The organism is Vicinamibacterales bacterium (assembly GCA_035699745.1).
Classification (GTDB): Bacteria; Acidobacteriota; Vicinamibacteria; order Vicinamibacterales; family 2-12-FULL-66-21; genus JAICSD01.
Genome location: DASSPH010000032.1, coordinates 37,483 through 46,298 on the forward strand (window position 1 = coordinate 37,483; position 8,816 = coordinate 46,298).

An 8,816-nucleotide genomic window follows, 5' to 3' on the forward strand; every position below is an offset into this window, starting at 1 on the left:
CCCGCCGATTACGAAAGTCTCTCTTGAGGCAGACTTTTGTCTGCCTTTTTCGGCTCGCCGGCGGACAAAGGGGCTCCCGCCATCCGTCCCACAACCGGTCACCGCCGCTAAGTCCTTCTCTTCGGCCCCTTGACGACAAATTCGACATCCCAGAAGCGGACTAACGTCTACCCGGGCTGGCCGTGCCTTTGCACAACCACCCTCGGACCCGCGGCAGGCCTCCGCGGAGCCGGTTTCCTTAATCGAAATCACATCTTCGCCGTGCGGCCGCCCTTTGCCTGGGGACCGACCGCGCGGTATCGGCGGGACGTTTGTGAGGAGAAGTTTGGGCGACCGGCGCCGCGATGTGCGGTACGACATTCACGGGGATCTGCTGGCGACGTTCGACAGCACGCAACAGCTGCAGATCGCCAACATCGGCCTCGGGGGCGCGCTCGTGTACGCCCCGGCGCCGCTCCCGCTCCAGTCCGTGCACACCGCGCGGCTGGTGCTGGGCACCGACGAGAGCGACGTGCGGTTCTGCGTCCGCCACGTCGGCCCGGCGGAGGGATCCGAGCGGGTCTTCGTGGTGGGAGTGGAGTTCCTGGAGTTGTCGCGGGCGGCGATCTACGGGATCGAGCGCATGCTCGCGCAATCGGTCGACGGGCAGGTCGAGGAGCTATGACCATCAGCGACAGCGGAGGACCTCGCGACAAGCGCCAGAGCCGGCGCGTGGTGACGCAGCAGTGCTATCTCCGCCTGCAGGTGCGGCTGCCGCTCCTGATGCGCGAGATCAGCGGCGGCGGCGCGATGCTCGAGTCGTCCGTCCCGGTCGCGCCCGAGAACTACGGCACGCTGCGGACCATGCTCGCGGCGCGCCCCTTCGAAACCCGCGTGCAGGTCTGCCGCGCCCATCCGGCGGCGGTCGATGCACGGAAGACGAGCGTCAGCGTGGCGTTCAAGGACATGAGCCCGGACGCGAGCCAGGCCCTCAATCACTTTCTGAAGCTGGCGGCGCCGGAGCCGTACGCATAGAGGAACGTCGGCAACCCGTTTGACGGCATCAAGACGATGAGCACAAGCGTCAGGCAGGCCCCAACTCACTTGATCGGCGACAGTCCCGCGATGCGGGATCTGAAGCTCGAGATCGAGCAGGTCGCGTCGTCCGACGCCAAGGTCCTGATCACCGGGGACAGCGGCGTCGGCAAGGAGCTGGTCGCCCAGGCCGTCCACACCCTGAGCGCGCGGGCGCACCGGCCGTTCCTGGCGGTCAACTGCGCCGGCATGCCCGAGACCCTGCTCGAGTCCGAGCTGTTCGGCCACACCAAGGGCAGCTTCACCGGCGCCTACCGCGATCGCCCCGGCAAGCTCGAAATGGCCGACACCGGCACCGTCTTCCTCGACGAAATCGGCGAGATGACGCTGCGCATGCAGGGGCTGCTGCTGCGCTTTCTCGAGACCGGCGAACTGCAGAAGGTCGGCTCGGATCGGAACTCGACGCGCGTCAACGTCCGCGTCATCGCCGCGACGAACCGCAACCTGCGCGAGATGGTGGCGCACGGCCAGTTCCGCGAGGATCTCTTCTACCGCTTGAACGTCGTCCAGCTCGTGGTGCCGTCGCTCTCCGAGCGCCGCGAAGACATTCCGCAGCTGATCGAGCACTTCCTCAACCGCTTCAGCAACAACGGCAAGTACGTCGTCCGGCGGATGTCGCCGGAGGCCGAGGATCTGCTGCTCAACTATCCGTGGCCCGGCAACGTCCGCGAGCTCGAGAACGTCGTGGAGCGTCTCGTCGTCACCGGACGCAACGAGACGGTGCAGCCCGACGACCTGCCGCTCGAGATTCGCGCGCACAACGGCATCTCGCTGCGGCCGAAGCGCGAGCGCCGCCGCACCGTCTCGGACGATCTCTTCAAGAAGATCGTCGACGATCGCGAATCGTTCTGGACCGTGGTCTACCCGCGCTACATGCAGCGCGAGATCACCAAGAGCCAGGTCCGCGACGTCGTCCGCAAGGGGCTGGAGCAGTCGCGCGGCAACTACAAGATCGTCGCGCGGATGTTCAACATGGACGAGAGCGAGTACAAGCGCTTCCTCAACTTCCTGCGGAAGCACGACTGCCAGCTTCCGTTCAAGGATTACCGTCAGTAACAAGCAAGGCACTCCCATGAAGTCACTGCACATTCGGGCCTGGCTGCTCGCGGCCATGCTGGCCTGCGGCGTTGTCTCCTTCGCGCAGGCGCCGGCGCCGCGGCCGGCGGATCCGGCGGCCCCCCCGCCGAACGTCGTCGCCGGCGTCGAGGTGCCCGAGCACTACGTCATCGGTCCGGGCGACGTGCTCGGCGTCGTGTTCTGGCGCGAGAAGGAACTGTCGGGCGACGTCGCCGTGCTCCCCGACGGGCGCATCACGCTGCCGCTGCTCAACGAGATCCCCGCGGCCGGCCTCACTCCCGAGCAGCTGCGCAACCAGCTGGTGGAAGCGGCGCGCCAGTTCGTGAAGGATCCCACCGCGACGGTGGTCGTCCGGCAGGTGAACAGCCGCCGCGTCTTCGTCACCGGCATGGTGGCGAAGCCGGGACAGTACCCTCTCTACCAGACCATGACCGTGCTCCAGTTGATCGCCACCGCCGGCGGCCTGCTCGAGTACGCGAAAGGCGACGAGATCGTCATCATCCGCCGCGAGCCCGGGCAGATGGTCAGCTTCTCCTTCAACTACAAAGACGTGATGAAGAAGAAGAACCTGCACCAGAACATCGACCTGAAGCCCGGCGACACGGTCGTGGTCCCGTGAGACGCCAGCTCGCCGTGCTCGCGGGTGCGGCTCTGATCTGCGCCGCGGCCGCCGCGCCGGCGTCCGCGCAGGTCATCCCCACCCGTCCGTTCCCGGGGCTCTTCGGGAGCGGCGATCCGGCGAAGAGCGTCACGCAGGTCGACTTCGTCTCGTTCCTCGCCGGCGGCCGCGACGTCGCGACCACGTCGCTCGACGACGGCGCGCTCGGGACGAGCCGCAGCGAAACGGGCTTCGGCAACCTCGTGCTGCGCGGCCGGCTCGCGCATCAGGGGCGCCGCACCAGATTCGGCAGCTACGCGTCCGGCACCACGTCGTATTACTCGCGTGCCGGCGGCGAGCGCACGCCGTTCAGCTTCTCCGGCGGCGCGACCTTCAGCGGATCGGTCGGGCGCTACGGCTCGTTCGCGCTGCGGCAGACCGTCTTCTATTCCCCGTACTATGTCGTCGGCGCGGTCTCGACCGAGACCGCCGACGGGCCGGAAGCCGAGACGGAAGTGAGTCCCGACGCCGACAGCAGCGTCGACCCGCGGGTCGATCAGCGCGTGACGCGGCTGTCGACGACGGGCTACGCCAGCGCGGCGTCGATCGGCCGTCGCGTGGGACGCGACGGGTCGCTGTTCACCTCGTACCGCCTGCACTACGTCGACTATGCGGAACGGGCGCCCGATCTGCTCGCGCACGCGCCGCGCGGCGGCTACCGGCATCGCTTCAGCCGGTACGCGTCGTTCGTCGCCAGCTACGGACTGACGGCGTACGAGTACCGCCATTCCGGCTACGGGCGGCTCGCGAGCCACAACATCGGGCTCGGCCTGGGCTACAACCGACCGCTGTCGGCCTGGCGTCATACCACCGTGGGCTTCAACGTCGGCACGGCGCTGATTGACGACGGACGCTTCACCCGCGCGTATCTCACCGGCAACGGGCGGATCTACCGGCGCTTCGCGCGCACGTGGATCGGCGGCCTCACCTATCTCCGCGCGCAGCAGGTCCTCGAAGGATTCGTCGCGCCGTTCTTCACCTTCTCCGACACGATCGCCGGATCGTTCTCCGGCGATCTCGGGCGCGGCGTGGCGCTCTCGGGCCGGCTGGCGTACTCGCACAGCCGCTTCACGTTCGACGAGCTGGAGAACACGTTCGACACCCTCGCCGCGACGACCCGGCTGCGCGTGCCGGTGGTGTCGATGCTCTCGGCCTACGTCGAGGCGTACTACGCGGAGCACGATTTTCAGCGGCGGCTCGGTCTCCTGCAGGGGATCCCGGCGTCGCTCGAGCGGTTCGGGACGCGCGCCGGCGTGACGCTGTCGGTGCCGGTCTACAGGTAAGTTATGGTTCCAGGCCGCCGTTACAACGTCCAGTACGCGGTGCGATCGCTGCGGCGATCGTGGTGGATGCTGGTCGCGCCGCTGGTGATCTTCGGCACCATCGCCATCGTCGTCGCGAAGGCGCTGCCCGACGTGTATTACGCGCAGGGCGTCGTGCGCATCGTGCCGCCGCGCGTGTCGGAGGCCTACGTCAAGGGGGCGGCGACGGTCGGCATCCCGGAACGCGTGGCCACCGCGCGCGCGCAAATCCTCACCAACGATCGGCTGAAGGCGCTCGTTCAGGAGTTCGACATCTACCCGCTGATGCGTCATCGCGTCCCCGAGGACGTGATGCTCAGCTGGCTGCGCTCCAGCGTCCGCGTCAATCTGGTGAGCGCCGATGTCTTCACGGTCGGGTACTTCGGCTACAGCAAGCAGCGCGTCGAGAAGGTGGCCGGGCGCCTCACGGCGCAGATGGTCGAGGAGACGGCGAAGCAGCGCGCGACGCTGACCGACAACCAGGGACAGTTCCTCGAGACCGAGCTCGAGAACGCGCGCAAGCGCCTCGAAGAGCACGAGCAGAAAGTCGCCGAGTTCCGCCGCCGCTACGCGGGTCAGCTGCCGACACAGGTCGACGCCAACCTGAAGCTGATGCAGGGGGCGAGCACGGAGCTGCAGAGCAACGAGGACGCGCTGGCGAAGGACCGCGCCCGCCGCGACGATCTGAACCGTCAGCTCGACGCCGCCACTGCCAAACCCGCGTTGGTGACGGGTGATGCGCTCGACCCCGAGATCCCGGATCCGCCGGCCGGCGATCCGACCGCGACGCTGCCGCCGGGGCCGCCGTCACAGCAGCTGCGCCAGGCGCGGGCGCTGCGCGCCCGTTTGGCGCGCCGGCTCACCGCCGAGCACCCCGACATGGTGGCGCTGGATCGCTTCATCGTCCAGGCCGAGAAGGTCGCGATCGCCGCGGCCCAGGGTGACCCGGCCGCGCCAGCCGGCGATTCGGCGTCGCGCGTCACCCAGCTCCGGACTGAGCTCAAGACGCTGGACGCGCAGATCAGCGCCCGGGAATCGACGTCGAAGCGGCTGCGCGAGGCGATGGCGGTGTATCGCACCCGCGTCGACCTGGTGCCGGAGCGCGAGGCCGAATGGATGCGGCTCACGCGCGACTACAACACCCTGAACGGCGTCTACTCCGGCCTGCTCGCCAAGCGCGAGGAATCGCGGATCGCCGCGAACGTCGATCGCCAGGCGGTCGGCGAACAGGTGCAGGTGCTCGACACGCCCAAGCGCCCGACCAGGCCGGTGAGCCCGAACCGCCGCGCCATCGGCTTGATCGGCGTCGGACTGGGCGCCGGTCTCGGCCTCGGCCTGCTCCTGCTCCGCGAGCTGACGGACCGGACGATCCGCGCGGAAGAGGAAGTGCTCGCCGCGCTGAACCTGCCGGTCGTCGGACTGGTCCCGAAAATCGTGACCGCACCGGAACGGCGCCAGCTGCGCCGCCGCCGGCTGCTCTGGTCATTTGCCGCCATCGTGCTCTGTGTCGGGCTCGCGGCCCTGCGGTGGAACGGATAAGACGATGGCACTGTTCGAGAAGCCTTTTCGCTACGTGCCGCCTGCGGATCCGGCCGAGGCGTCCAACGCGGACGTCGCCGTCGTCGATTCGGTGATGGCTGCGGACCCCGCTCCCGCGTCCGGCGCGTCGCTGGCGCCCGAGCCTGAGGCGCCGAGCGCGGCCGCCGCGGCGCCCGCGGTCGAACCGGCGCCAGATCCGGTCGCCGCCGTTCCGGCGCCTGCCGCTGTTCCGCCCTCCGCGCTGATCACGCCGGCGCCGCGTCCCTCCGCGATCGTTACCGTCGAGGAACACGGGCTGCGGCCGGCAGGCGAGCCCGGTGCGTTGGTCGAGTTCTCGCGGATCGTCCCGCGCGAGACCAAGACGTCGGGTCCGCTCGACATGCAGCGCCTGATCAACGTGATCGACGAGTCGGATCCGGTGCTCGATCAGCTGCGCAGCCTCGCCGCCAGCCTGCACCAGGCGCGCACCGGACGCGAGCTCAAGGTCATCGCCGTGACCAGTTCGGTGAGCGGCGAAGGCAAGACGCTGCTCGCCGCGAACCTCGCATTGACGCTCACGCGCTCGTACATGCGGCAGGTCCTGATGATCGACGCGGACTTGCGGCGGCCCAACCTGCACCGCCTGTTCGGCACGCCGTCGAACGACGGCATCCGCGGCGCGCTCGACGCGGTGCGCGAGGGCAGGCCGGTTTCGGTGCAGGAAGTGGCGCCGCGTCTCGCGCTGCTGCCCGCCGGCAAGCCGGTGCGCGATCCGATCTCCGTGCTGGCATCCGACGCGATGCAGCGGCTGGTCGCGAGCGCGACGTCCGCGTTCGACTGGGTGATCGTCGACACCCCTCCCGTCGGGATGCTCCCCGACGTCGGGCTCCTCAGCACGCTGTCGGACGCGGTGCTGCTCGTCGTCGAGGCGGGCCGGGCCCGCTACGATCTGGTGCAGCGGACGGTCGAGTCGATCGGGGCGGATCGCATCTTCGGGGTGGTTCTGAACAAGGTCCCCGAGCACGAAATCGTTTCCGCCTACGGCATGCACTATTACGCGCCGTACCGGTAGTAGTCTGGGTGACTAAAGTCTCCCTTTCGGCGGATTAAAGTCGTCGAGCGCCCGAAGGCGCGGCGGTTTCGTCCGCGTTCGGGGGCGGTTCCGTGGCGTAGCTCTTGAAATACCCGCCTCATCTGATGCCGAAGGGGGATTCTCGCGTGCAGGTTCCGTCCAGTGGTGCGGCCGCCGTACCGGCTCCGTGGGTGTTGATGCCGCGGCCCAATCCGCAGGCCTCGCTCCGCCTGTTCTGTTTTCCGTATGCCGGCGTCGGTCCGTCGATTTACCGGCCGTGGCTGACGGCGCTGCCGTCGCATGTCGAGGCCAGGCTCATTCAGCTGCCCGGACGCGAAGGGCGCTGGCGCGAGCCGGCGTTGACCAGCATTCCGGAGATTGCCGACCGCGTCGCCCGCGCCATCGTCCCGCACCTGCAGCCGCCGTTCGTGTTCTACGGCCACAGCCTCGGCGCGCTGCTGTCGTTCGAGGTCGCGCGGCGCCTGCGGGCCGCCGGCCACCCGATGCCGCGCCAGCTGTTCGTTGGCGCGCACCGCGGGCCGCAGATGCCGAACCCGCACTCGCCGATCGCGCATCTCTCCGACGACGCGTTCGTCGCCGAGGTGCGGAAGCGCTACGACGGGATCCCGCAGGCGGTGCTCGACAACCGCGAGCTGCTCGAGCTGATGCTGCCGTGCCTGCGCGCCGACTTCACGGCGTTCGAGACGTATCAGTATCGCGCCGAGCCGCCGCTCGAGATGCCGATCTCGGCGTTCGGCGGCGACCAGGACGGCTACGTGCGGAGCCACGAGATCGCCGGCTGGCGCGAGCAGACGACCGGGCGCTTCCGCGTGCGCGTGATCCCCGGCAACCACTTCTTCATGCAGACCGGCCGCGACGAGGTGATCGCCGCGCTGGTCGACGATCTGTCGGCGGCGCCGGCGGCGGTCGTGGCGGGCTGAGGCGAATGACGGATCGCCGCCGCCCCGTCGTCCTCGAGGAAGGCGTCGCCCACGCGTGCATCGTCCCGCTGCATGCGGGACCGCAGACGGTGCGGCGGATGTACGCGCTGCTGTCGCCCGCCGAGCGGGTGCGTGCGGCGCGGTTCGCATTCGATCGGGATCGCCGGACGTTCGTGATGTCGCACGGCATCCTGCGGCGCGTGCTCGGCATGGTGTGCCACCAGAATCCGGCGCAGCTCCGGTTCAGGCAGGGGCTGCGCGGCAAGCCGTATCTCGTGGATGCGCCGCCGGGCCTGCAGTTCAATCTCTCGCACACCGAGGGGTTCTGCCTGGTGGGCGTCACCCGGGGCGCGGCGATCGGCGTGGATGTCGAGCGGGTGCGCGCGACCGACGACATGGCGGAGCTGGTGCGGCAGTGCTTCTCCCCCGCGGAGCAGCGCGCGTTCGACACGCTGCCCCCCGCGGAGCGCTGCCGCGGGTTCTTCAAGGGCTGGACGCGGAAGGAAGCGTTCATCAAGGCGCTCGGCGACGGCTTGTCGTATCCGCTCGAGAACTTCGACGTGTCGCTCGGGCCGGACGGCCCGGCGCGGCTGCTGGCGATTGGCGGCAGTGCCGCGGCGGCGGCGGAGTGGAGCATGGATGCGCTCGAACCCGCGCCCGACGTGCAGGCGGCGGTCGCGGTGGCGGCGCCCGGAGTCACGGTCCGCTGGCATGCGCTTCCGGAAATGCCGGCACGAATTCAGACGGAGGATGTCCATGGCAGAGGAACGCGACGACACGACCACGTACCAGGTCGTGAAGAACCACGAAGAGCAGTATTCGATCTGGCCAGCCGACCGTGAGCTTCCGCTCGGCTGGACGGCGGTCGGCAAGAGCGGCCCGAAGGCGGACTGCCTCGCGTACATCAACGAGGTCTGGACTGACATGCGCCCTCTGAGCCTGCGAAAGCAGATGGAGAGCGCCGGCGCCTGAGCCCCTCCGGGGCGCGGCGAGGTGTCCGAACCCGGACACTTTCCGGCGCCCTCTTCGTCTCTCTTAAGAGCAGGCAGAATAAAGTCCTTCAAAAAGCAGACTTTTGTCGTTGAACCCGCGTCTCTCTCCCGCCAAAAGGGGCAGGGGGGTGGCGTGGGATTTGATATTCCGTCCTTCGCTCCTAACCCTTTCGTTCTGTGGAG

9 protein-coding genes are annotated in these 8,816 nt (G+C 68.8%); all 9 read left to right on the top strand.

The features are described 5' to 3' along the window. Positions 1-313 precede the first annotated feature (313 nt). Positions 314-664, top strand: a complete 351-nt coding sequence (locus VFK57_06235; GenBank protein HET7695288.1) for a PilZ domain-containing protein — start codon at positions 314-316, stop codon at positions 662-664. Continuing rightward, positions 661-1,014, top strand: coding sequence for a PilZ domain-containing protein (locus VFK57_06240; protein HET7695289.1), 354 nt, complete (start codon positions 661-663; stop codon positions 1,012-1,014). The genes VFK57_06235 and VFK57_06240 overlap by 4 nt, the downstream gene beginning before the upstream one ends. 36 nt (positions 1,015-1,050) lie before the next feature. Further along, positions 1,051-2,130, top strand: coding sequence for a sigma-54 dependent transcriptional regulator (locus VFK57_06245; protein ID HET7695290.1), 1,080 nt, complete (start codon positions 1,051-1,053; stop codon positions 2,128-2,130). A 16-nt stretch (positions 2,131-2,146) separates the two neighbouring features. After that, entirely contained in the window at positions 2,147-2,770 is a 624-nt protein-coding gene (locus tag VFK57_06250; GenBank protein ID HET7695291.1) for a polysaccharide biosynthesis/export family protein, read from the top strand. Next, complete coding sequence (locus VFK57_06255; GenBank protein HET7695292.1) at positions 2,767-4,092, top strand: hypothetical protein; 1,326 nt, start codon at positions 2,767-2,769, stop codon at positions 4,090-4,092. Before VFK57_06250 ends, VFK57_06255 begins: the two co-directional genes overlap by 4 nt. A gap of 3 nt (positions 4,093-4,095) precedes the next feature. After that, a complete protein-coding gene (locus VFK57_06260) occupies positions 4,096-5,649 on the top strand; it encodes a GNVR domain-containing protein (GenBank protein HET7695293.1) in 1,554 nt (517 codons plus the stop codon). A 4-nt stretch (positions 5,650-5,653) separates the two neighbouring features. After that, the gene (locus VFK57_06265) at positions 5,654-6,700 is read left to right on the top strand and encodes a CpsD/CapB family tyrosine-protein kinase (protein ID HET7695294.1); all 1,047 of its coding nucleotides are present in this window, start codon (positions 5,654-5,656) and stop codon (positions 6,698-6,700) included. Positions 6,701-6,846: 146 nt separating this feature from the next. Next, on the top strand, positions 6,847-7,641 hold the full coding sequence (locus VFK57_06270; GenBank protein ID HET7695295.1) for an alpha/beta fold hydrolase: 795 nt from the start codon (positions 6,847-6,849) through the stop codon (positions 7,639-7,641). A 5-nt stretch (positions 7,642-7,646) separates the two neighbouring features. Further along, entirely contained in the window at positions 7,647-8,483 is an 837-nt protein-coding gene (locus tag VFK57_06275; GenBank protein ID HET7695296.1) for a 4'-phosphopantetheinyl transferase superfamily protein, read from the top strand. Positions 8,484-8,816: the final 333 nt, after the last annotated feature.

Coding starts and splice junctions, on each gene's coding strand:
- VFK57_06240 (HET7695289.1), top strand. CDS start 661: ATGACCATCAGCGACAGCGGAGGACCTCGCGACAAGCGCCAGAGCCGG.
- VFK57_06245 (HET7695290.1), top strand. CDS start 1,051: ATGAGCACAAGCGTCAGGCAGGCCCCAACTCACTTGATCGGCGACAGT.
- VFK57_06250 (HET7695291.1), top strand. CDS start 2,147: ATGAAGTCACTGCACATTCGGGCCTGGCTGCTCGCGGCCATGCTGGCC.
- VFK57_06260 (HET7695293.1), top strand. CDS start 4,096: ATGGTTCCAGGCCGCCGTTACAACGTCCAGTACGCGGTGCGATCGCTG.
- VFK57_06265 (HET7695294.1), top strand. CDS start 5,654: ATGGCACTGTTCGAGAAGCCTTTTCGCTACGTGCCGCCTGCGGATCCG.
- VFK57_06275 (HET7695296.1), top strand. CDS start 7,647: ATGACGGATCGCCGCCGCCCCGTCGTCCTCGAGGAAGGCGTCGCCCAC.